This is a genomic window from Nonomuraea coxensis DSM 45129 (assembly GCF_019397265.1).
GTDB classification, from domain to species: domain Bacteria; phylum Actinomycetota; class Actinomycetes; order Streptosporangiales; family Streptosporangiaceae; genus Nonomuraea; species Nonomuraea coxensis.
The window spans coordinates 1,244,569-1,265,235 of record NZ_CP068985.1 but is presented as its reverse complement, the minus strand read 5'-3'; the positions used below and the strand labels follow the sequence as shown (position 1 = coordinate 1,265,235).

Sequence of the window (20,667 nt, the reverse complement as noted above, 5' to 3'; positions counted from 1 at the left end):
GTGTTCCCCTCCGGTACCGTTCGTGCCCGGTGGGGAGGGTCGCAAGGACTGACCGCGCACCACCCGGCTCGTGGCCGGCCGTGATCGGGGCACGGGCAAGCGGCTCCTCAAGGTCGCCGCCGGCCGACTCCGCCCGCACCTCCCGCTGGGCTGGGTGCCGGCCCAGGTGGGTGGCTCGCCGGTCTGGGATCACGAGTGCCGGCTGCGCGGCACGACCAGGCCCGTCTCGTACGCGGCGACGACCGCCTGCGTCCGGTCACGCAGCCCCAGCTTGTTCAGCACCCGGCTCACGTGCGTCTTGACCGTCTCCTCGGTCACCACGAGCCGGGCGGCGATCTCGGGGTTGGACAGGCCCTCGGCGACCAGCCGCAGAACCTGCGTCTCGCGCGGGGTGAGCGTGCCCAGCGCCGCCACGGGGACGCCGGGGCGCGGGCCCATGCGGGCGAACTCGCCGATCAGGCGGCGGGTGACGGCCGGGGCCAGCAGCGCCTCGCCGGCCGCGACCACGCGCACCGCGTCGAACAGGCGCTCCGCGGTGACGTCCTTCAGCAGGAAGCCGCTCGCGCCGGCGCGCAGGGCGTCGTAGACGTACTCGTCGAGGTCGAACGTGGTCAGGATGAGCACCCGCGGCCCGCCGGGGCCGGCCAGCTCCCTGGTCGCCTCGATGCCGCCCATGCCGGGCATGCGGACGTCCATGAGGACGACGTCCGGCTTCACCTCGCGGCAGATCCGCACCGCCTCCAGCCCGTCGGCGGCCCTGCCGGCCACCTCGAAGTCCGGCTGCGTGTCCAGCAGCTCGCCGAACCCCGTCCGCACCACCAGGTGGTCGTCGGCGATGACGACCCGGATCGGCCCGCTCACGCCGCGCTCTCCCTGCCCGGCAGGACGGCGAGGACGAGGAAGCCGCCGCCGGGCGCGGGCCCGGTGACCAGCTCGCCGCCCACGGCCGCGGCCCGCTCCCGCATGCCGGCCAGGCCGTGGCCGCCCTGCCCGTCGAGCGGCCCAGGGCCGTTGTCCCTGATCGACAGGCGCAGGCCGGCGCCGGTGTAGTCCAGCTCCACGTCCACGGCCGCGCCCGGCGCGTGCCGCCGCGCGTTCGTCAGCGCCTCCTGCACGATCCGGTACGCCGCCAGCTCCACCCCCGGGTCCAGCTCGGCCGGCGCGCCCCGGAGGATGAGCCGGGTGGCCGCGCCCCACGCCTCGCGGGAGCCGTCGAGCAGCTCGTTCAGCTCGTGCAGGCGCAGGCCGGGCTGGGGGCGCCAGGACGCCTCGGCGCCGTCGTCCTCGCGCAGCACGCCGAGCAGCCTGCGCATCTCGGTGAGCGCCTGCCTGGCGGTGTCGCCGATGGCGAGCAGCCGCTCCGCCCCCGCCTGCGGCATCCCCGGGACGGCCAGCCTGGCGGTCTCGGCCTGGACCGCGACCAGGGAGATGTGGTGGGCGACGACGTCGTGCAGCTCCCGCGCGATGCGCGCCCGCTCGCCGCGGGCGGTGTGCTCCAGCAGGTCGCCCGCGGCCTGCCGCCGGGCCGCGCTGTGCGCGCCCGCCGCGGCGCGCGCCGCGAGCGCGACGCCGCCGAGCGCGGCGACCGGCGCCAGGCAGGCCAACCCCAGAACCAGCTCCCCCACCGGGAGCCCCGCCACCGGGAGCAGGGCCAGCGCCGGGAACGGGGCCGCGAGCGCGAGCGCCGGGACGGGCCGCCCGTGCCGCCCCGCCCGGTAGAGGGCGATCACCTGGGCCGCCGCCCCGGCGACGGTCAGCGTGTGGAACGCCCCTGCCGACAGCACGGCCGCCGCGCCGCCCACGGCCGCCGCGATCATCGGCTGCCCCGCCAGAAGCGGGAGCGGCAGGGTGGTGGCGAGCGCCAGCAACGGAAGGACCAGCAGGCGAAGCGGCCCCCGCGCCGGGAACACCGCCCCACCGGCCACATCCTCCGGAGGCGAGGCCGGCCCGCCGCCCAAAAGGTTCTGGGACGACGCCGCCCCGTCAGCCGGGTTCTCCAGGGCGGAGGCCGGCCCGCCGGCCGGGTTCTCCAGGGCCGACGCCGGCACGCCGGCCGGGACGCTGACCGACCAGCCGCCGGAGATCGGGTGGGTGGCGAGCGCTTCCGCCACCGCGACCAGGGCCAGCAGGAGCCCGAGCGCCACCAGCGCGCGGCGACGGCGGCGGTCCGGGCCGTCGCCGTCCGCCGGCCGCGGCCCCCACAGAACGCCCACACCCTGCCAGATCGCCACGAAACCCATTGTCACCGCCGGACCGTACCCCCCGCATCCCTCACGCGAGGGACCCCGTGTCGCGGGCGCCGGTGACCCGGAAGATCGCTCCCACGCGGGACGACCGCCCCCCGGCCCACTGCCTAGGTTCGGAGCCGTGGAAGCAACCATCGAAGTCTCCGGCCTGCGCAAGCGGTTCGGCGCGAAACAGGCCCTGGACGGGATGACCTTCACGGTCCGCCCCGGCCACGTCACGGGCTTCGTCGGCCCGAACGGCGCGGGCAAGTCCACCACCATGCGCGTGGTGCTCGCCCTGGACGCCCCCGACGAGGGCCACGCCCTGGTGGGCGGGCGCCCGTACGCGAGCCTGCGCACCCCGCTCAGGCACGTCGGCGCGCTGCTGGACGCCGCCGCCCTCCAGCCGGGCCGCACCGGCCGCCACCACCTCCTGTGGCTCGCCCACTCCCAGGGCCTCGGCGCCCGCCGGGTGGACGAGGTGCTGGAGCTGTCGGGGCTCGGCGCGGCGGCCCGCCGCCGGGCGGGCGGCTACTCGCTCGGGATGCGCCAGCGGCTCGGCATCGCCGCCGCGATGCTCGGCGATCCGCCGGTGCTGCTGCTGGACGAGCCGTTCAACGGCCTCGACCCCGAGGGCATCGTGTGGATGCGCGGCTTCCTGCGCGCGCTGGCCGCCGAGGGGCGGGCGGTGCTGGTCTCCAGCCACCTGATGAGCGAGCTGGAGGACACCGCCGGGCACCTCGTGGTAGCGGGACGGGGACGGGTGGTGGCGGACACGAGCGTGGCCGACCTCATCGCCCGCGCCTCCGGCGGCCGGGTACGCCTGCGCACGACGGCCCGCGAGGCGGCCATGCGGGCCCTGGCCGAGGCCGGGGCCACGGTGACCGTGGAGGACCGGGAGACGCTCGTCGTGGACGGTCCGGGAGCCGAGCAGGTCGTCCGGCTGCTGACGGCGCGCGAGGTGCCGTTCGCGGAGGTGTCCGCGCACCGGGCCACGCTGGAGGCGGCGTACCTGGATCTGACCAGGGACGCCGTCGAGTACCGGGGGGCCGCCCGATGACCGCGACCGCCCCCTACCGCTCGCCGCTCGGCACGGCCGGGCGGGACGGGTTCGCCCGGCTCGTCCACGCCGAGTGGACAAAGTTCCGCACCGCCCCCGGCGGGCCGGTCGGGCTGGTGCTCGCGGCGCTGCTCGTCGCCGGGCTCGGCCTGCTGTCGGCGGCCGGCAGCCACGCCTCCTGCTCGAAGGGGCCGGTCGAGGTGGCCTGCCCGGTCCCGCCGCGCGGTCCCGGCGGCGAGGCCGTCGAGGACCATTTCTTCTTCGCCCACCGGCCCCTGACCGGCGACGGCTCGATCACCGTGCGGGTGAGCGCGATGTCCGGTCAGATCCGCCTCCCCGACGCCGTGCCCGGCGTGCGGAACGTCGCCGCGGCCATGACCCCGTGGGCCAGGGCCGGCCTCATGATCAGGGCGAGCACCCGGCAGGGCGCCTCCTACGCCGCCGTCATGGTCACCGCCGAGCACGGCGTCCGCATGCAGCACGACTTCACCGAGGACGTGGCCGGGCTGCCGGGCCAGGTCACCCCGTCCACCCCCCGCTGGCTGCGCCTGACGCGGGCGGGCGACACGGTCACCGGCGAGGAGTCCGCCGACGGCGTCCGGTGGACGAAGGTCGCCGCCGTCCGCATGCCTGGGCTGCCGGCGCAGGCCCGCGTCGGCCTGTTCGCCGCCTCCCCCGGCGACGTGCGGGTCAGCGGCAACGCCGCCGGCGGGTCCACCGTCGCCTCCCGCTTCTCCGAGGTCACCGCCGTCATGGACCGGCTCGGCGTGCGCGGGGCGGGCACCGCCGGGCCGTTCGCCCTCGACGACGTCGGCGTCTCCTACGAGCTCGACGGCTCGCCGCACCATCCGGGCGGCTTCCGGGAGTCCGGCGGCACGTACACGATCACCGGCGTGGGCGACATCGCCCCCCTGACGGTCGGGAGCACCGTCGAGAACACCCTGGCGGGCGCGATGTTCGCGCTGGTCGCCGTGATCGTCGTGGGCGTGCTGTCCGTGACCGCCGAGTACCGGCGCGGGCTGGTCCGCACGACGCTGCTGGCGAGCCCGCGGCGCGGCCGGGTGCTCGCGGCCAAGGCCGTCGTGGTCCTGGGGGCGACCTTCGCCGCCTCGCTCGCCGCCACCGCGGTCACGCTGCCGCTCGCCCGGCGCGTCCTCGCGGGCAACGGCGTCCATCTCCTGCCGGTGTCCACGCTGACCGAGCTGCGGGTGGTCGCGGGCGTGGCGGGGGTGCTGGCGGTGAGCGCCGTGCTCGCCCTCGCGTTCGGCGCGCTGCTGCGGAGCGGCGCGGCGGCGGTCATCGCGGCCGTGGCGGCGGTCCTGGTGCCGTACGTGCTCGCGACCACGTCCGTGCTGCCCGAGCCGATCGCGGACTGGCTGCTGCGGGTGACGCCGGCGGCGGGCTTCGCCGTCCAGCAGAGCATTCCGGAGTACCCGCAGGTGCTCGGCCACCACGCGCCGGCGGGCGGCTTCTATCCGCTGCCGCCCTGGGCCGGGTTCGCCGTGCTCTGCGGGTACGCGGTCCTGGTGCTCGCCCTCGCCGTACGCCGCCTGAACAGGGAGGACGTGTGAGACGGGCGACGCTCGCGGAGTGGACGAAGCTCCGCACCGTGCCGGGCCTCGCCTGGCTGCCGGCCGCGACGGTCGTGCTGACCGTCGCCCTGAGCGCGCTGGCGGCGGCGGTCGTCCGCTGTGACGCGGCCGGCTGCGGCCACGACGCCACCCGGGTGGCCCTGACCGGCGTGCGGCTCGGCCAGGCCCTGGTCGCCCTGCTGTCCGTGCTGGCGGTCTGCGGCGAGTACGGCAGCGGCATGATCCGCACCAGCCTGGCCGCGGTGCCGCGCCGGGGCGTGCTGCTGGCCGCCAAGGCCGCCGTCGTCACCGGCCTGGCGCTGGCCGCGGGAGCCGTCGCGGTGCCGGGGTCGGTGCTGGCCGGGCGGCTGCTCCTGCCGGGCGGCGGCTTCACCCCGGGGCACGGCTACCCGCCGCTGTCGCTGCTCGACGGCCCCACCCTGCGCGCCGCCGCCGGGTCGGTGCTCTACCTCGGCCTGGTCGCGCTGCTCGGCGTGGGGGTCGCGGCCGCCGTGCGCGACCCGGCCGCCGCCACCGGGGTCGTGCTCGGCCTGCTCTACCTGTTCCCCCTGGCGGTGCGCCTGGTCGCCGACGAGGACGTCCAGCGCCTGCTCAGGACGGTGTCGCCGGTGGACGCGGGCCTCGCCGTCCAGGCCACCACGGACGCCGCCGCGCTCCCGCTCACCCCTTGGGCCGGTCTCGGCGTCCTCGCCGCCTGGGCCGCCGCCGCCCTCGCCCTGGGCGCCCTGGTGCTGCACCGCCGCGACGCCTGACCAAATGCCATTCTCCACAATTGGCTAAGTGTCAGCTAGCATCGTGAATCACTCCGATATTTCCGGCGGTGCGGGGTGTTTCCAGCTTGACCCATCAGGGGGACGACCCGGCGCGAGAGTGGCCCGCCACTCTCGACGTGCGTGAATTGCTGGATAACGGCTGGCGGCCGCATCCCTTCCGGCAATTCCTGCTGAAAGTGCACAGCCGCTGCAATCTCGCCTGCGACTACTGCTACGTCTACAATCTCGCGGACCAGAGCTGGCGGACGCGGCCCAAAATCATGGCGCCCCGGCTCGTCACCGCCGCCGCGGAACGTATCGCCGAGCACGCCGCCGAGCACAGGCTGTCGACCATACGGTTGATCTTGCACGGCGGTGAGCCACTTCTCGCCGGATCCACATACCTCCGCAAAATTGTGGAAACCGTACGGGCTGCGGTCGGTCCCTATATCCGCGTGGACACCGCCGTCCAGACCAACGGAGTTCTGCTGGACGAGGACACCCTGCGTTCCTTCCGCGACCTCGACGTCAGCGTGGGCCTCAGCCTCGACGGCGGCCGGCGGGCCAACGACCGCAACCGGCGCTACCGCAACGGCGACAGCAGCTACGACGCCGTGGCCGCCGCGCTCGACCTGCTGCGCAGCCCGCCGTTCCGGCACCTCTACAGCGGCCTGCTGTGCACCGTGGACCTGGCCAACGACCCCGCCGAGACCTACGAGTCGCTGCTCCGCTTCGAGCCGCCCGCGATCGACTTCCTCCTCCCCCACGGCACCTGGGAGTTCCCGCCGCCCGGCCGTTTCCCCGACGCCGGCACCCCCTACGGGGACTGGCTCGTCACGATCTTCGACCTCTGGTACGCCGACAGCGGGCGGACCGTCGTACGCCTGTTCCAGGAGATCGTCAACCTGCTGATGGGCGGCGCCTCGGCCAGCGAGTCCGTCGGCCTGACACCGTCGTCCCTGGTCGTCGTCGAGACCGACGGGACGATCGAGCAGACCGATTCGCTCAAGGTCGTCGGGCAGGGCGCCGCCGCCACCGGGCTGAACATCGTCGACCACCCCTTCGACGCCGCCCTGCGGCATCCGGGGATGATCGCCAGGCAGCTCGGCAGGGACGCGCTGAGCGACACCTGCGTCGCCTGCCGCTTCGGAAGGGTGTGCGGGGCCGGGCTCTACCCGCACCGCTACCGGCCGGGCGCCGGCTTCCGCAACCCCTCGGTCTACTGCCCCGACCTCTACCACCTGATCGGGCACATCCGCTCCCGCCTCGTCGGCGATCTCCGCAGGGCCGCGCGCTGAAAGGACTCCGATGCGACCAAGGCAACACCGGCTGCCCGGCGACGTTCTGGACCGGCTCGCCGGCGGAGGGGGCGGCGCGGTGGGCGCCCGGCACCTGGTGGCCGCCGAGCGGAGCAAGCTCAAGCTGCTGACGCTGCTGATGGTGCGGCTGGCCGCCGAGACCCGGCATCCGCAGGCGGAGGCGGCCGAGCACGCGTACGAGCTGCTCGCCGAGGCCGAGCGGAAACAGCCGGCGGCGGTGCGTGACGTGCTCGGCCACCCGTCCGTGGGAGCCTGGCTCCACGCCACGGTCCGGGCCCTGGACGACGCCGCCCGCCTCCCCCTGGGCCCGGCGCAGCTCGGGGCTGTGGCGCTGGTCGCCGCGCTCAAGGCCGGGCTGCCCTGCCGGGCCGAGGTGCCCGCGCCGGGCGGCGTGATCACCCTGCCGTCCCTGGGCCAGGTCGTGCTCCCTCCGGGCGGGCCGGAGTCCGCCGACCTGCGGGTGCACGCCGACGGGCAGGTGGAGGGCGAGGGCCTGATCCTGCGCCCGGACGGGCGCGAGCAGCCCCATTGGCGTCCGCTGCGCCGCCTCACCGCCGGCGACCTCGACCTCCTGCTGGACGACCTCGACCCGGCCCGCTGGTCCGCCGCGACGGTGATCGAGGGCCGCCTGCCGGACGACGAGCTGCGCGCCTGGCGGACGAGCCTGGCCTCGGCCTGGGACCTGCTGCTGCGGCAGCACTGGACGACCGCGGCGGAGACCCGCGAGATCGTCCGCGTCCTCACCCCGATCAAAGGCCCGGACTGGGGCATGGACAGCGCCACGACCGGCGACCGGTTCGGCACGATCGCCATGTCCACGCCGCCCGACGGCCGGTGGCTGGCCTCGACGATCGCCCACGAGATCCAGCACGCCAAGCTCGGCGCGGTCCTGGACGTGGTCCGGCTCCTGGAGCCCGACGAGGGCCGCTACTACGCGCCCTGGCGGCCGGACCCGCGGCCCCTGGCCGGCCTCCTCCAGGGCGCGTACGCGTACCTGGGGGTGAGCGGCTTCTGGCGGCGGCAGCGGGCGGCGGAGCCGGACCTGCGGCCGCACGTCGAGTTCGCCCGCTGGCGACGGTCGGCGTACGAGGTGACCGGCGTGCTCCTGGACAGCGGGCGGCTCACCGGCACCGGGCGGCGTTTCCTCACCGGCATGCGGCGCACGCTCGCCGCCTGGCAGGACGAGCCGGTGCCGGCCGAGGCGCTGCGCGTCGCACGCCAGGAGGCCGAAACCCACCGGGCGGCCTGGCTGGCGCGCGCCGCCGGACCGGGCGCTACAGGCTGAACGGGTCGAAGTCCCAGTTGAACCGCTCGCCCTTCTTCGCGAACGTCCTCTCCGGGTGGCCGGGCGGGAGCAGCCGCTCGTAGGCGGCGACCGTGGTGTCGTACAGCTTCCTGCCCTCCTCGGCCTCACCGCTCGCCCGCATGTCGATGGACAGGTTGACGGCGGCGGCCAGGTAGAGCAGGTTGTCGAAGCCGTAGAAGGCCGCGATCTGCTCCAGGACCTCCGCGCCCAGCGCCCGCGCGCCCGTCGCGTCGCCCAGCGCCGCGAGGTCGTTCGCCAGGTTGATGGTGGCGCTGAAGGTGTAGGCGTGGTCGGGGCCGACCTTGGCGAGCAACCCGTCGCGGGCCTGCTCGTCGAGCTCCTTCGCCCGCCGGGCGTCGCCGCGCAGCCGGTAGAGGAGCGCCACGTTGACCATGCAGCCGTAGGTGAACGGATGTTCGGGGCCGAAGGCCCGCTGATAGCGCGGCAGGGCGTCGCGCGCCATCTTCATGGCCTCCTGGGGCTCGTTCGCCTGGCGTAACGTGTTGCTGAGCGCGACGGTGGCGGCCATGGTGTCGGGGTTGTCCGGCCCGTACAGCTTCATCAGCCGGGCGTGCGTCTCCCGGATGAGCTCCAGCGCCTCCTCCAGGTCGCCGTTGCGGCGCTTGGCGATGGACAGGTCACGGGCGGTCATGAGGGTGAGCGCGTGCTCGACCCCGAGCTCCCTGACCCCGTGCGAGTACGCCTCCTCGCCGAAGTCCACGGCGCGGGCGTGGTCACCGGACAGCCGCAGCACGCGCGCGAGGTTGTTCCAGGCCAGCTGCACGTCCCACTTGCTCACTTCGAGCTGGGAGCTGCTCTGCTCGACGAACGCGAGCTGCTGCAGTTCGAGGGCGGAGTCGTACTGGGTGAGCAGGGCGTGGTCCAGCGCCAGATTGTTGATCACGCGGAGCGTGGGCGGCGCGTACGGGCCGAACTTGTCCTCGTGCGCGTCGAGCAGCTGCTTGTCCTGGTTCATGGCGTCCTGGAAGTTGCCCTGGGCGCGCAGGTTCGCCGCGTAGGTGAGAGCCTGGCGCAACGTCTCCTCGTGGTCGGCGCCGAACTCCTTGCGCATGAGGTCGAGGGTCACTTCGTTCATCTCGTACGACTCTTTGTAGGCCCCGGTCTGCCACAGCACGTGGCCGAGCTGCCTGCGCAGCCGCAGGACGTTGCCGTTGCTCGGCCCGTGCGCCGCGGACCAGTGCCTGAGGAACGCCTCGCCGAAGGACTTCGCGGAGGTGTAGTTGGCCGACTGGAGGAGGTAGCGGACGATGTCGATGCCGAAGCGCTGCACGGGCTCGTCGGTGCACTCGACCAGCCCGGAGGGCCGCAGGTGCGGGAGCAGGCCGGCGTAGGTGTCCCAGTTGACGGTGTTCTCGGGGTCGGCGGGGGCGCCGGCGGCCAGCAGCAGGTGCACCTCGTGCCGGATCTGGTCGCGCTCCTCCTCCTTGAGCGAGTCGCGCAGCAGCGCCTGGACCAGCCGGTGCACCTGGACGGTGCCCGTCTCCGGCTCGATGCGCACCAGCGCGAACCGGTTGAGCTCGGCGAACGCCTGGTTGAGCGTGAGCGGGTCGGAGAGGATCGGGCCCATCCGCCGGGCGCCGCTCCGCTTGCCGCGGCGGAAGATGTCACGAAGGATCGGGTCGGGACCGAAGAAGGCCAGGCAGCGCAGCACCTCGGCGGCGGCGGGCAGCCGGTTCTCGATCTCGTGCACCGAGATCTGCCAGGCCGCCGTCATGGAGTGCGGATATTCGGTGGACTTGCTCAGGTTGAGCACCGCCCGGGTCTCCCTGGCCAGCAGGTCGATGTAGTCGTCGGTCGACATGCCGGTCATGGCCTGCAGGGCGGCGGCCTGCTCCAGCGCGAGCGGCAGGTCCCCCAGCTCGCTCGCGAGGCGCTCGGCCTCCTTCTGCGCGACGTCACGCTGCAGGCGCTTGCGCAGGAAGGCGACGCTCTCGGAGGTGGAGAAGACGTCGACGGGCACGGTCTCGGCCACGCCGCTCCAGCGGCTGTTGCGCGAGGTGATGAGCACGTGGCCGGGGCCGCCCTGTGGGATGAAGTCCCTGATCTCCTCGGGTTCGTCGGCGTTGTCGAAGATGAGCAGCCAGCGGTCGATGGGGTCGCCGCGCTGCAGCGCGGCGCGGACCGCCGAGGCCGCCTCCTCGATGCCGGTGCTGCTGGCCGACGGCAGCTTCAGGTCGTCGGTGAGCGCGGCCAGCGTGCTCGGCACCAGCATCGGCTGGTCGGCGGGCACCCACCAGACGAGGTCGTAGAAGCCTCGGTAGCGCCAGGCGTACTCGATGGCGAGCTGGGTCTTGCCCACCCCGCCGAGCCCTTGCAGCGCCTGGGGCAGCGGCACGACGGCGGCCGTGGTGCTGCTCTCCAGGCTCGCCCGTAGTTCTTCGAGCAGGCTTTCCCGACCGGTGAAATTCTTGTTGCGCCCCGGGATCTTCTTGCCCCAGATCGGGGGCACTCTGGGCACCGACTGGCTGCTTACCCGCTCGTCCACGTCTTTCTCGCCCTCCCGTCCGCGTTGTCACTGATCCTACGATTGATTCTCGCGAAAGGTGCCCCGAGAATCACATCAGAGGGCTTTTCATGGCGAGACATTTTTGGCCGACCGAAACCTGACCCTAGGAGGGTTTGTGGGCAACGAGAACACGACCGGGCTCATCGACGTCAGCGACGTGGATCTGGAGGATCTGCGGCAGCTGCGCAATCCCGCCCTCATCCGGGCGATGGAGCAGCTCAGGCGCACCGGTCCCACGGAGGCCCTGTTCCAGTCATTCATCGACCGCGACTGACGTCACGGGACCGACGGGGGAAACGCCGGGGAAATCCGGGGCTTTGTGGCAAGTGGCACAGGCGACGGCGGCGGCGTCAAAGTAAGATGGAAACGCTCCCCATTCCTTTCACCTGACGAACACCACGCGGGGATCGGCCTTCGGGGCATCAATCGACCGGCGGAGTATGCAGATGACTTCCAGCGGCAGAGGCTCGCACCCGTTCGTCGGACCACGGCCGTTCCGCCGGGATGACGCGGCGAGGTTCTTCGGCCGCGAGCGCGAGGTCGAGGAGCTGACGAGCCTCTGGCTGTCCCACCGGCTGACCGTCCTGCACGGGCCGTCCGGCGTCGGGAAGACCTCGCTGGTGGCGGCCGGCGCGCTGCCCCGTCTCGACCCGTCCCGCGTGGACGTGCTGCCGATGGGCGAGGTGCGGCGCCCGTCCTTCGTGCCCGTCGCCGTGATCCCCGAGGACAGCGATCCGCACGTCTTCGCCCTGCTCGCCTCCTGGTCCCCGAACGAGAACCCGATCAGGTTCGCCGGCCTCACCGTGCGCTCCTACCTCCGGCGGCACCGCTGGAGCCCGTACGGCCGGGAGATCCTGCTCGTGCTCGACCACGCCGAGGACGTCTTCACCGCCCACCGCACGCGGCCCGGCGGCCACACCCGCGTCCTCGACCAGCTCGCCGATCTGCTGTCCGGCGACCTTCCCGTCCACCTGCTCCTGGTGATCAGCGACGAGCACGTCGAGTCCCTGCGCCGGCACGAGGGCTTACGCGGGCACATCACGCGGGGGGCGTCCTACAAGCTGGAGCCCCTGGGTCCGGCGGAGGCGCTGGAGGCGGTCAAGCGGCCGGTCGAGGCCGCCGGGGCGGCGTTCCTGCCCGGAGTGGCGCGCCGGCTCGTCCAGGACCTGACCCCCGCCGAGCCGGCCGCCCCCACCGTCGAGCCGCTCCACCTCCAGTTCGCCGGCGTGAAGCTGTGGGAGGCGGCGCGCTGGAAGGACGGCGACATCGGGGAGCGCGACCTGGTGAACGTCGAGGAGATCCTCACCGATCTGTGCCGGCACGCGCTGCGGGACGTCGCCCACGATCACCTCCAGGACGACGTGGACCGCCTGACGGCGCTCGTCCGGCCGGTCCTGCGGGGGGAGCGCGCCGACGGCGAGGAGCCGCCCCCGCGCATAGCCGCGGCGCTCGCGACCCGCCACCTGCTGAGGTTCGGCGACAAGGGCCGGTACGAGATGCCGGCCAGGCTCGTCGGCCCGTTCCTGCGCGCCGCCTCCGGCGATCCCGGCGACCTGCCCCCGCCCGTCACCACCGACCGGCTCGCGGCGGCGGCGGCCGCGCTGCACCGGGGCTGGTTCGACCTGGTGGCCCGGCTGGCCGAGGAGGAGGCCCGTGATCCGTCCGGGCCGCGCTCGCGAGCCCAGGCCGCGTCCCTGCTCGGCGACGCGGCCTACCTGCGCGGCGACCCCGACGCCGCCTTGACGCACTACCGCACGGCCACCCGGCTGTTCGACGCGCTGCTCGGCACCGACCAGATCGTGGCCACCCTGCTCACCGCCGCCGGCCGCATCCTCATGGACCGCGGCGCCTACCGGGCCGCGGTGGCGGAGCTGCGCTCGGCGGTGCGGCGCAGCCCCGAGCCGGTCATCCAGACCGAGCTCGCGTGGGCGCTGTGGTACGTCGGCCAGGAGTCCGGCGCGGTGGACGTGCTCGACGGGGCCCTGCGGTCGGGCGGTGACACGCCGGAGGCGCTGCGGGCGCGCGGCGAGATCCTCTCCGACCTGGCCGATCCCCGGGCGCTCAACGACCTCGACCGGGTGCCGCACGACCTGGACTCGACGCGGGCCGCGTACGCGCTGGCGCTGGCGCGCAAGGGCGAGGTGCGGCGGGCCGTCGAGGAGGTCCCGCCGCTCGGCGTGGACAGCGACCCGGCCACGCTGCTGCGCGCCGCCCGCGTGATGAAGGCGGCGGGGCGCGACACGGAGGCGGCCCGGCTGGCCCAGGACGCGCGCAGCAGCCGGGGCCGCCGCCCGCTGCCGCCGCAGCTCGCCGCCGAGGCGGACCGGCTCATCTAGCCAGGCGCGGCGGGCGCCGGCCCGGCAATGACTTCGCCAAATAACGTGCCACCGGTGTGATTGGCCTTGCGGCGGTCAAGGTTGCTCTATTCTCTGAGCGTGCCTCGGCTTTGGTCGGTGCACCGAATCAGGGTTATGGTCGCCAACGTCCGAAATTCGCGAGCCGAGGTGGCGGGCGTCGGGCAGATTCGGTGCTTCAAAGAACTACTCACCGATTATCCCCAGTTTCGGTGGTCATGGGCGGGATCGACCGTTTCCATGCTGGGCAGCCGGACGATCGGCGTCACCTATCCCCTGCTCGCCTACCAGCTCACCCACTCGGCCGCCTGGATCGGCTGGGTGATGTTCGCCTCCACCGTGCCCGCCCTGCTCACGCACATCCCGGCCGGCGCGGTCATCGACCGGTTCGGCCCGCGCCGGGTCATGGTGATCAGCGAGGTCGTCCGCGGCGTGCTGGTCACCGGGCTCTGCGGCCTGCTGCTCCTCGGCCGGCTGGAGATCTGGCACCTCGTCGCCATCGCGCTGGTCGAGGGCGCGCTGTCGGTGAACTCGTCGGTGGCCGAGACCGCGCTCATCCCCACCACCGTGAAGCCCGGCAACGTCGAGACCGCGCTGGCCATGCATGAGGGGTCGGTGCAGAGCATGGTGCTGGCGGGCCGGCCGTTGGGCGGATTCCTCTTCGGAATTGGGCCAATCTTCTCATTTGCCGCTAATGCCGCAATGTTCTTTTCTGCCGCTCTCATCCTGCGCCGCCTCCAGCCCGACATCACCGCGCGGGGAAGCCTGCGGGGAAAACTCCTCGCCGAGATCAAAACCGGTCTCACGGAGTTGTGGAACGACGCGTTCCTCCGGTCCGCGACCCTGGTCATCACCTTCATCAACCTCATGGTCCAGGGCCTCATCGTGGTCTTCCTCGCCAAGGCCACGGACGAGCGCCTGCCCAGCGTGCTCGCCGGGACGATCCTGGCGATGTCCGGCGTGGGCGGGATCGTGGGAGCGTTCCTCTCGCCCCGGCGGGAGGACATCCGGCAGCGGTTCGGGACGTGGGTCTCCCGATGGACCTGGATCGCCGCCACGGCCAGGCGGCTGCGCGCGCGGCGGCAGGGCCGGTCCATGATGCTGGTGCACCTGTGGTCGTGCGTGCTGGCGCTGACGCTGCCCCTGCTGCTCGGCACGATGCCGCTGGCGTTCGCGCTCTCCCTGCTCGCCATCGGGCTCACGGGCGGGCTGAGCAACGTCACCATGCGCACGGCGCTCAGCCGGGTCCCCACCGACCGCGTCGCGCGCGTGGTGGGCGTCTCCCGGCTCGCCACCTACAGCGCGGTCGCCATCGGGCCGCTGCTGACGAGCCTCGTCGTGCAGCGGGTCGAGCCGTACGTCGTCCTGATCGTCCTGTGCGTGCCCGCGATCCTGATCTCCGGGCTCATGACCACCGTTCCCGCGCTGCGCGACACCCTGACCTCGGTCGGCAAGGGGACCCACTCGCCGGCCGCGGCCTCCTCATAACTGATCAGTCACGACCGGTGCGCCGTACGCCACCATGAGTTGCAATGGAGGAATGCCGCCCAGACGCCGCGCGCTGCCACGCCTGTGTCTCGTCACCGCCGTCATCCTCCTGAGCTTCTGGCCGTCCGCCCTGGCCCGGGCCGCCGCGGGCCCGGAGTTCCTGGAGCGGGACCGCCTCACGATCCCGCTGGACCGGCTGGCCAAGGGCACGTGGCAGGTCGTGCTGGTCAACCCGGGGCCCGCGACGGACGTCGAGGTCCGCCTCGCCGGCTCGGTCACGGACGCGCTCGCGCTCAAGGGCGACAGCCGCGTACGCCTCCCGCCGGTCGGCACGGCCACCGTGACCGTGGCCGCCGGTCCGCGCCCGCACGCCGGGACCGGGCACCTCGTGCTGATCTCCGCGGCGGGCGTGGACCGGCTCCAGGTGGCGGTGACGCCGCCGCCCGTCCCGTTCGTCCAGCGGCACGCCTGGACGATCACCGGGGCGGGCACGGTCCTGCTCGCGGCCGCCACCGCCTGGCTGCTGCGGCGGCGCGCGCGACGCCGCCCGGCGAAGGGGGCCGCCGCGCCGGCGCCGCGCGCCCCCGCCGCGCCCGAGTCCAAGGGCTTCACCCACACCGACGAGCCCGCGCTCAAGGACGGCCTGCGGCGCGAGGAGTACGCCCGCCACCTCGCCGACCTGGCCCGGTACGCCACCCCGCCCATGGTCATCGGCGTGTTCGGCGAGTGGGGCACCGGCAAGACCTCGATGCTCATGCAGGTGCGCGGGCAGTTGCGCGACGCCCCCGAGTGCGCCCACGTCTGGTACGACCCCTGGCAGCACCAGTACGACGAGAACCCCGTCCTGCCGCTGCTGCACGTGATCGTCAAGGACCTCGGCCTGGAGGGCAGGGAGAACGTCCTGCGCACCTTACGAACCATCTCCGACGTGCTCGGCTCCCTCGTCCTGTCCGCGGCCCTCAAGATCAACCTGTCGGACGTGCGCGCGTCCGTCGAGGACTACGACAGCGAGCACTTCCGCATCCGCTCCGAGCGGACCCGGCTGCACGAGCACCTGGGAGCGCTCATCGACGAGGCGCTCGCCGCGTCCGGCAAGGAACGCCTGGTCGTGTTCGTGGACGACCTCGACCGCTGCGAGGCCGACCGCATCACCGCCCTGCTGGAGGCGCTCAGGCTGCACTTCAACCGGAAGAACTGCGTGTTCGTGCTGGGCGTGGCCAAGGGGCCGCTGATCGCGGCCGTGCGGGAGAAGTACAAGGACCCCGTCGGCGAGTACCTCGACAAGATCATTCAGTTTCCGTTCGAGATGCCCCGGCTGTCGGAGGACGACTTCGCCCGCTACCTGGACGGGCTGCTCACCGACGAGATCCGCGTGGCGGGGCCCATGCTCAGATGCGGGCTTCGGCGCAACGCGCGCGCCATCAAGCGCTTCGTCAACGTGCTGATCCTGCAGGACCGGGTGGCCAAGGACCGGCGGCTCGACCCGTACGACGTGTCGGTGCTCGCGGCCGTCCTCCTGCTCAGGGACAGCGCGCCCGCCGACTACGCCCGGCTGGTGGCGGACCCGGCGCTGCTGCGGCGGCTGGTGCGCACCCCGGACCTGGAGCCGGGCGCGGGCCTGAGCGAGCTGACCCTCAGCATCGTGCGGGAGCTGCGGAACTCGCCCTCGGGCGCTCCCGACGACATGCTCTCCTACATCGACCTGGTCAGGGAGTCGCCGGTGCCGCAGCCGAGCGAGCTCAGCTCGGCGGCGGAGCAGCCGCCCGCCGCCGAGCTGAGCCGGCAGCTCGAACTCCGCGCCATGCTGGAGGAGGCCGCCACGGAGGCGCGCTCACGGGCCGGCGACATGGTGAACGACCTGGTGTGCGACGGCGATCCGCTGGAGCCGGTGCTGCGCGTGCGGGGCGCGGAGCGGACCGGCCTCGCCGCCCTGGACGGCGTCCTGGCCCGGCCGGGCGCCAAGGTGTTCCTGTCAGGCGTCCCCGGCGTGGGCAAGAGCGTGCTCGCGGCCGGGCTGGCCCGCCGGCTGGCCGAGCGCCGGGGGCCGCAGACACCGGTCCTGCTGTCGTGCGGCGAGCTGCCGACCCGGTTCGCCGAGCACGAGAGGTGGGTGACGCACGCGCTGGCCGCCGAGTACCGGCTCTCGGCCGCCGACGCCCACGCCGCGGTGACGCGGGGCATGCTCGTGCTGATCCTCGACGGGCTGGAGGCGCTGGAGCCCGGCCTGCGGCCCGGCTTCCTGAGCTGGGCCCGCGCCACCGGATGCGGCGTGGTCGTCACCGGCCGCGACCAGGCCGTGCCCGGCTTCGAGCCGGTCACCGTGCTCGGCGTCCCGGCGACCGAGGCCAGACGCCGCTTCGAGGCCCTGCTGACCACCCACCGGATCGATCCCGACCGGCTGCTCGGGCTGACCACCGAGCTGATGAGCTTCCCCCTGCTGCTCGGCGTGCTCACCCGCGACCAGCGCTGGATCGACGACCTGCCGGAGGACCCGGTGCGCTTCCTGCCGTGGTACGCCGACCTCGCCATGCACCGGACGGCCGCCGCCGGGTTCGCCCCCGAGTCCGCCGAGCTGGCCCTCGGCGGGCTCGCCCGCGCGACGGCCGCCCGCCACCACGTCTTCTCGGCCGAGGACACCGACGTCAGGACGCGGGTGCGGGGCGCGGGCGTGCCGGACGTCCCCGCGTTCCTTGACGCCGCCGCCCGCGCCGGGCTGCTGCGGGAGGCCGCCTCCGGGAGCTACCACTTCGTCCACCCCCTGCTCCGGGAGCGGCTGGCCGCCGGCGGGCGCTAGCCCGCCGCGGACTTCACGCGCGTCGCGAGCCTGCGGTGCTCGGCGGAGCGCAGCACGTCGTCCGCGCGGCTCGCGGAGGCCACCGGCGCCTCGGTCAGGTAGCCCTTGGCCTGCTTGAGCTTGAGCAGCCGGGTGACCGACTCGTCGAGGCGCCGCTCGCTGATGCGGCCCGACCGCACCGCCGCCAGCACCGCCCGGTAGGACTTCGGCAGGTCGTTGGGCATGAGCAGCAGGTCGGCGCCGGCCAGCACGGCGCGCACCGCGATCTCGCCGTCGTTGTACTTCTGGCGCACCCCGGCCATGTTGAGCGCGTCCGTGGAGATCACGCCGTCGAAGCCGAGCTTCTGCCGCAGCAGCCCGGTCAGGATCGGCTTGGACAGCGTCGCCGGGTCACCCGACGGGTCGAGCTTGGGGAAGACGATGTGGGCGCTCATGACGGCGTCCACCCCGGCCCCGATGGCGGCCTTGAACGGCGGCGCGTCGATGCGCTCCCACTCGGCCTTGGTGTGCTTGATCACCGGCAGCCCGGTGTGGCTGTCCACGGAGGTGTCGCCGTGGCCGGGGAAGTGCTTGGCGGTGGCCGCCACGTCCGCGTCGGCGAAGCCCTTCACCGACGCCGCCACCATCTTCGCCACCCGCTGCGGATCCTTGCCGAACGCCCGCGGCCCGATGACCGGGTTGCGCGGATCGACATTGACGTCGGCCACCGGCGCGAAGTCGAGGTTGACGCCGAGCGCCCGCAGCTCAGCGCCGGTCGCCTCGGCGACCTTCCGCGCCAGCGCCGGGTCCCCGGCCGCGCCGATCACGGACGCGCCCGGAAAGTCGGTCATGAGCGCCGACATGCGGGAGACCAGGCCGTTCTCCTGGTCGGTGCCGATCAGCAGCGGCACCTCCTTCGAGGCCCGCTGCAGGCCGTTGGTCAGGCCGACGACCTGGGAGACGCTCTTGACGTTCTGCGGGAACAGGATCACGCCGCCAAGGTGGTAGCGGGCGACCACCTTGGCCGGGGTCGCGGCGCCGTAGCGGGTCTGGTTCTCGCCGGAGGAGGAGGTGGCCGTGGTGCCGTAGAGGACCGGCATGAAGAGCTGGCCGACCTTCTCCTCGACGCTGAGCCTGGCCAGGGTCCTGGCCACCGGGTCGGGCTGCGACGCGGACGGGCTCGCGCTCGGGGCGGGCGGGGCGGCCTTGCCCCCCGTCGGGGTCGCTCCCGCCGTGCCGCCGCCGCCGGCGCACGCGGTGAGAGCGATCACGAGCAGGCCCGTCGTACCGATCCGTCGTCGCAGCATGACTCCAAAGGTATCCAGAATCTAGACACCGAGACGCCCGAGCGCGGGCAGGTACGCCCGCGCCGCGGCCCGCGCCTCGACCGCCGTGACGGCGTCCCGCGCGGCGTCGGCGGCCAGCCGGCACTCGTCGGACGTGTGCGCGGCCAGCGCCGCCCGCACGCCGGGCAGAGCCCCCGCCCCCATCGACAGCGTGGTGGCGCCGAGCCCGACGAGCACGCAGGCCATGGCCGGATCGGCGGCCGACTCGCCGCAGATCCCGCACGCCTTGCCCGCCTCCCGCGCGGCCGTCGCGGTCAGCGCGACCAGGTCGAGCAGCACGGGCTGCCACGGGTCCTGCAGCGCGCTCACCGCGCCGAGCTGACGGTCGGCGGCGAAGGCGTACTGGGAGAGGTCGTTGGTGCCGATCGAGACGAAGTCGGCCGAGCTCAGCAGGTCACCGGCGCGCAGCGCGGCCGACGGGATCTCGATCATCACGCCGGCCTGCGCGATGCCGTGCGAGCGGCACGCGCGCGTGAACCACTCGGCCTCCTCGGCGGTGGCCACCATCGGCGCCATCACCATGAGGTCGCCGGCCGCGGCGAGCGCGTCGAGCTGCGCCTCCATGACCTGCGGGTAGCGCCGGAACAGGCGCACCCCGCGCTCGCCCAGCGCCGGGTTCGGCTCCGGCGGGACCGGCAGGAACGCCAGCGCCTTGTCCGCGCCCGCGTCCAGGGTGCGCACGATCACCTTGCCGCCGGGGAACGCCCGCGCCGCCGCCCGGTAGACCGGCACCTGCTCCTCCACGCCGGGCGGCTCCGTACGGTTCAGGAACAGGAACTCGGTGCGGAAGAGCCCGATGCCCTCGGCGCCCGCCGCGACGGCGGCGTCCAGTTCGGCGGGGCCGCCCACGTTCGCCAGCAGCGGCACCGGACGGCCGTCGGCGGTCCGGCCCGGCCCCTCGGCCTGCGCGTACGCGGCCCGGCGCACGGCGTTCGCGCTGACCGCCTCGGCGACGTCGGACTCGGCGGGTTCGACGCGTACTTCGCCGGAGGTGCCGTCGGCCAGCACGCGCGCTCCCGGCCTGATGCCGGTCGCGCCCGGGCAGGCGACGACGGCGGGCACGCCGAGCGCCCTCGCCAGGATCGCCGTGTGGCTGGTGGGGCCGCCCTCCTCGGTGACGAAGGCGGCCACGTGCTCGCGCGACAGCAGCGCGGTGTCGGCGGGCGCGAGATCGCGGGCGACCAGCACGTACGGCTCCGCCGGCGCCCCGTGCAGCCCCGGCATGGTGATGCCGTAGAGCACCGCGATCACGCGGTCCCTGACGTCGCCGAGGTCGGCGGCCCGCTCGCCGAGGTAGCCGCCGGACCCGGCGAGCACCTCCCGGTAGCGGGCGAAGGCCTCGTAGACGGCTCGCGGCGCGGCCAGGCCGCGGTCGATCAGCGAGCGCACCCGGACGACCAGGCCGGGGTCCTCGGCCATCAGCGCCTGGGCCTTGAGGATCTCCTCGGCCTCGCCGCCCGCCCGGTGGCCGCGCGCCTCCAGCTCGCCCGCGACCTGCGTGAGCGCGGTGATCGCGCGCTCCTTCTCCTGCTCCGCCTCGCCTGTGTACGTTGCGCCCTCGGGGGGTTCGGGCACCGAGACGGAGAGCACATAAGCGGGGCCGTGCCCGAAGCCCGGGCTGACCCCCACCCCCCGCAGGTTCATGGCGTGCCGGCGATCTCGGCCAGCTCGTCGAGGACGTCTTCCGAGCCCTCGCCCTCCGCGCTGATCACCACGGTCTCGCCCTGGCGGACGTCCAGCGCCATGATGGCGAGGATGCTCTTGCCGCTGACCGGGGCCTTGGCACTGTTCATCTTCGTCACCGTGATGTCCATGGGGGCCTTCATGGCCCGCTGGACGAACGTCGCCGCGGGACGGGCGTGCAACCCCACCTCCGCCGCCACGGTGACCTTGCGCTCACCCATCGACTCCTCCTTCTGCCGGTC

Annotated in this window: 15 protein-coding genes; 9 read left to right on the top strand and 6 right to left on the bottom strand. The window is 73.9% G+C overall.

Going from position 1 to position 20,667, the window contains the following annotated elements; translation table 11 throughout:
* Positions 1-189: 189 nt before the first annotated feature.
* Positions 190-861: a response regulator gene (locus Nocox_RS06345; RefSeq protein ID WP_020541401.1), complete on the bottom strand. Its 672-nt coding sequence runs from the start codon at positions 859-861 to the stop codon at positions 190-192.
* Positions 858-2,231 carry a sensor histidine kinase gene (locus Nocox_RS06340; RefSeq protein WP_211212547.1) on the bottom strand — a complete coding sequence of 458 codons (1,374 nt, stop codon included), beginning with the start codon at positions 2,229-2,231 and terminating at the stop codon, positions 858-860. The genes Nocox_RS06345 and Nocox_RS06340 overlap by 4 nt, the downstream gene beginning before the upstream one ends.
* A 136-nt stretch (positions 2,232-2,367) precedes the next feature.
* On the opposite strand from Nocox_RS06340, the gene Nocox_RS06335 reads away from it, so the two are divergent.
* The 5 genes from Nocox_RS06335 (at position 2,368) to Nocox_RS06315 (ending at position 8,233) form a co-directional block, all read left to right on the top strand.
* On the top strand, positions 2,368-3,285 hold the full coding sequence (locus Nocox_RS06335) for an ATP-binding cassette domain-containing protein (protein WP_020541399.1): 918 nt from the start codon (positions 2,368-2,370) through the stop codon (positions 3,283-3,285).
* A complete protein-coding gene (locus tag Nocox_RS06330) occupies positions 3,282-4,856 on the top strand; it encodes an ABC transporter permease subunit (protein WP_020541398.1) in 1,575 nt (524 codons plus the stop codon). Before Nocox_RS06335 ends, Nocox_RS06330 begins: the two co-directional genes overlap by 4 nt.
* The gene (locus Nocox_RS06325; protein ID WP_020541397.1) at positions 4,853-5,629 is read left to right on the top strand and encodes an ABC transporter permease subunit; all 777 of its coding nucleotides are present in this window, start codon (positions 4,853-4,855) and stop codon (positions 5,627-5,629) included. The genes Nocox_RS06330 and Nocox_RS06325 overlap by 4 nt, the downstream gene beginning before the upstream one ends.
* Positions 5,630-5,697: 68 nt before the next feature.
* Positions 5,698-6,927: an FxsB family cyclophane-forming radical SAM/SPASM peptide maturase gene (locus Nocox_RS06320; protein WP_343224365.1), complete on the top strand. Its 1,230-nt coding sequence runs from the start codon at positions 5,698-5,700 to the stop codon at positions 6,925-6,927.
* 10 nt (positions 6,928-6,937) lie between these two features.
* The gene (locus tag Nocox_RS06315) at positions 6,938-8,233 is read left to right on the top strand and encodes an HEXXH motif domain-containing protein (RefSeq protein ID WP_051112467.1); all 1,296 of its coding nucleotides are present in this window, start codon (positions 6,938-6,940) and stop codon (positions 8,231-8,233) included.
* Here the strand turns inward: Nocox_RS06315 and fxsT are convergent.
* Complete coding sequence (fxsT, locus tag Nocox_RS06310; RefSeq protein ID WP_157382850.1) at positions 8,223-10,733, bottom strand: FxSxx-COOH system tetratricopeptide repeat protein; 2,511 nt, start codon at positions 10,731-10,733, stop codon at positions 8,223-8,225. The two genes, Nocox_RS06315 and fxsT, sit on opposite strands and share 11 nt — an antisense overlap.
* 163 nt (positions 10,734-10,896) lie before the next feature.
* Between fxsT and Nocox_RS06305 the strand changes: the two genes are divergently transcribed.
* The 4 genes from Nocox_RS06305 (at position 10,897) to Nocox_RS06290 (ending at position 17,417) form a co-directional block, all read left to right on the top strand.
* On the top strand, positions 10,897-11,055 hold the full coding sequence (locus Nocox_RS06305; protein WP_020541392.1) for a hypothetical protein: 159 nt from the start codon (positions 10,897-10,899) through the stop codon (positions 11,053-11,055).
* A gap of 172 nt (positions 11,056-11,227) precedes the next feature.
* Positions 11,228-13,117, top strand: a complete 1,890-nt coding sequence (locus tag Nocox_RS06300; protein ID WP_157382849.1) for a tetratricopeptide repeat protein — start codon at positions 11,228-11,230, stop codon at positions 13,115-13,117.
* A 258-nt stretch (positions 13,118-13,375) separates the two neighbouring features.
* The gene (locus Nocox_RS06295; RefSeq protein WP_020541390.1) at positions 13,376-14,623 is read left to right on the top strand and encodes an MFS transporter; all 1,248 of its coding nucleotides are present in this window, start codon (positions 13,376-13,378) and stop codon (positions 14,621-14,623) included.
* Positions 14,624-14,675: 52 nt separating this feature from the next.
* The gene (locus tag Nocox_RS06290) at positions 14,676-17,417 is read left to right on the top strand and encodes a P-loop NTPase fold protein (protein ID WP_020541389.1); all 2,742 of its coding nucleotides are present in this window, start codon (positions 14,676-14,678) and stop codon (positions 17,415-17,417) included.
* Here Nocox_RS06290 and nagZ read toward each other — a convergent pair.
* The 3 genes from nagZ to Nocox_RS06275 are packed head-to-tail and all read right to left on the bottom strand — an operon-like array spanning position 17,414 to position 20,646.
* Positions 17,414-18,703 carry a beta-N-acetylhexosaminidase gene (gene nagZ, locus Nocox_RS06285; protein WP_020541388.1) on the bottom strand — a complete coding sequence of 430 codons (1,290 nt, stop codon included), beginning with the start codon at positions 18,701-18,703 and terminating at the stop codon, positions 17,414-17,416. The two genes, Nocox_RS06290 and nagZ, sit on opposite strands and share 4 nt — an antisense overlap.
* Positions 18,704-18,724: 21 nt before the next feature.
* A complete protein-coding gene (gene ptsP / locus Nocox_RS06280; protein ID WP_033408241.1) occupies positions 18,725-20,386 on the bottom strand; it encodes a phosphoenolpyruvate--protein phosphotransferase in 1,662 nt (553 codons plus the stop codon).
* Entirely contained in the window at positions 20,383-20,646 is a 264-nt protein-coding gene (locus Nocox_RS06275; RefSeq protein WP_020541386.1) for an HPr family phosphocarrier protein, read from the bottom strand. Before Nocox_RS06275 ends, ptsP begins: the two co-directional genes overlap by 4 nt.
* Between the last annotated feature and the right edge of the window lie 21 nt (positions 20,647-20,667).